The following is a 2,301-nucleotide window of genomic DNA, read 5'->3' on the forward strand; positions in this document are numbered from 1 at the left end:
GGTAAGCCCTGGGTAGTTTATTGGGTTTACCGTTGCAACCGCGAAAATGCAGCAATACGGCCGACCAGTTAAGCTTACGGCACTGTGCCAGCATCGCCTGAATATAATGGCTGTTAATGTCGCCGGCCAGGCCATGCAGCAAAATCAGCAGTGGCGTGTTATCACTGGCGCTTGCACAAGGCAACCAGTTAAGCTGCAGCTCATCACCATCGGGCAGACTAAACATTTCTGTTTCAGTACTTAGCGCGTGTTTCGGGCTTAAATACTTGGCAAATATCGTTTGCAGGTGGGCATGCTTTAACCACCAGGCGGGCTGAAACGGTGGATGAACAACTGGTCTGAGCTGAGCTTGCAAATGTATGTATCCTGATAAACAATGGTTTAAATTTTACTTCGGGTGCAGCACTATGGATCGGCGACAATTTATTCTATCCGGTATCGCGCTAGCCGCTGCAGCCAGTATAGGCGCTACCCTGGGTATGGTTGGCTGGCAAAAAAGCCGTGATGCTGATGAAAACAACCGCGAACTGGTGCTATCGGCCTTGTTACCGGCGCTATTGTACGGCGCTTTGCCCGAAGATGCGACCTTGGCTGCGGCTGAGCTTAACCGCACTCAAACCGCTATCGGCGATTTTATGCCGTTTTTGCCGCTGCGCCAGCAAAATGAGCTACACCAGTTGTTTAATTTGTTGGCCAATCGGCTGGCTCAGCTGGGGTTAACGGGGTATCTGACTCATTTGCCGGATTTAACCATGGCACAGCGGCTGGCCTTACTTAACAGCTGGCGTGATAGCTATCTAGGCGTGTTGCAGCAAGCCTATCACGGTCTGCGCGAGCTGTTATATGGCGCTTACTATGGTCAGCCAGAGCACTGGCAGTCGCTGGCGTATACTGCGCCAAGGTTTCGGTAAAATGTTAATGGCTCAGGTACCAGGAAATCCGCACTTCGCCGCCTTCGACAGCACCTCCCTGTGCTGTCTCAGCCTGCGCGGCACCCCTGCCGCTGGTGCGTGCGGACACCTGCTACCATCGCTCTGGAACATCACCTTTGTGGACTAATAGCATGACCAAAAATCACCTGGATGCCAGCCAGTTTACTGAAGATCAACAGATTGAAGCTGATGTTGTGATTATCGGTTCGGGTGCCGGTGGCGGTATTGCCGCTGAACAGCTGGCTCAGGCTGGGTTTAAAGTGCTATTGCTGGAAGAAGGGGCGTATTACACCCGTGATGACTTTGTGATGGAGGAGCGCTGGGCTTACCCTAATTTGTATCAGGAAGGTGCCGCTCGTAAAACCCGTGATGGTACCATTGGTATTTTACAGGGGCGCACTGTGGGCGGCTCTACCACCGTTAACTGGACCACATCTATTCGCACACCCAAGCCGACGCTGGATTACTGGCAAAGCGAGTTTGGCTTAAATTTCACGGGCGAAAACGAGCTAACGCCCTATTTTGTTAAGGCTGAGCAGCGGCTTAATATCAAACCCTGGCCAATACCGCCCAATGGCAATAACAGTGTGGTGCAGCGTGGGTGTGAGGCCTTAGGCTGGCAGCACACTATTATCAGCCGTAACGTAAATGGCTGCGCTAATCTGGGCTATTGCGGTATGGGTTGCCCGATCAATGGCAAGCAGTCAATGCTGGTCAGTACTATACCCTCGGCCATGGCACTGGGCGCCACGTTAATCTCGCGGTTGTCGGTACGACAATTCAGCTGGCAGGGCGATAACATTACCAGTATTGATGCGGTGCCGGTTGATCAGCATTTTCAGCCCCGCAGCGATCTGAACATTACTATTCGCGCCAAACACTATATTCTGGCGGCTGGTGCCATTGGTTCGCCGGCCATTTTATTGCGATCGAAGGTGCCTGATCCATCCGGCCGCTTGGGAAAACATACCTATTTACACCCGTCGCTGATTAGCGGTGCACTGTTTAGCGATGACATTAACGGCCATGCCGGGGCGCCGCAGTCTGTGTATTCTGATCAATTTGTCTGGCCTGCAAACGAACAGATAGGCTATAAACTTGAAGCAGCACCGGTACATCCGGTATTAATGGCAACGAAGCTTTTGGGAACGGGCGAGCAGCATGCTGCCTTAATGCAACAGTTTAACCAGCTGCAAGTGACAATAGCGCTGCTGCGCGATGGCTTTCATCCACAAAGCCAGGGGGGTAGCGTGATGCTCGATAGTCAGCAGCAACCGGTACTAGATTATCCGATCACAGACTACCTTTGGCAGGGCGCCCGCCGGGCACTGTTGTCGATGGCTCAGATGCAATTCGCTGCTGGCGCTAA

General features: G+C 52.6%; 2 protein-coding genes and 1 pseudogene. 2 read left to right on the forward strand and 1 reads right to left on the reverse strand.

Features of this window, described 5'->3' with window-relative positions; translation table 11 throughout:
• Positions 1–355: pseudogene (locus ABY802_RS16675) on the reverse strand (hydrolase); the annotation flags it as partial.
• A gap of 52 nt (positions 356–407) precedes the next feature.
• On the opposite strand from ABY802_RS16675, the gene ABY802_RS16680 reads away from it, so the two are divergent.
• Both ABY802_RS16680 and ABY802_RS16685 read left to right on the forward strand, forming a co-directional pair.
• On the forward strand, positions 408–911 hold the full coding sequence (locus tag ABY802_RS16680; RefSeq protein ID WP_372628244.1) for a hypothetical protein: 504 nt from the start codon (positions 408–410) through the stop codon (positions 909–911).
• Between the two features lie 152 nt (positions 912–1,063).
• Positions 1,064–2,301, forward strand: a 1,238-nt coding sequence (locus tag ABY802_RS16685; protein WP_372628245.1) for a GMC family oxidoreductase N-terminal domain-containing protein, incomplete at its 3' end; no start/stop codon positions are given.

Source organism: Arsukibacterium sp. (assembly GCF_041616895.1).
In the GTDB taxonomy this organism is placed as follows: domain Bacteria; phylum Pseudomonadota; class Gammaproteobacteria; order Enterobacterales; family Alteromonadaceae; genus Alishewanella.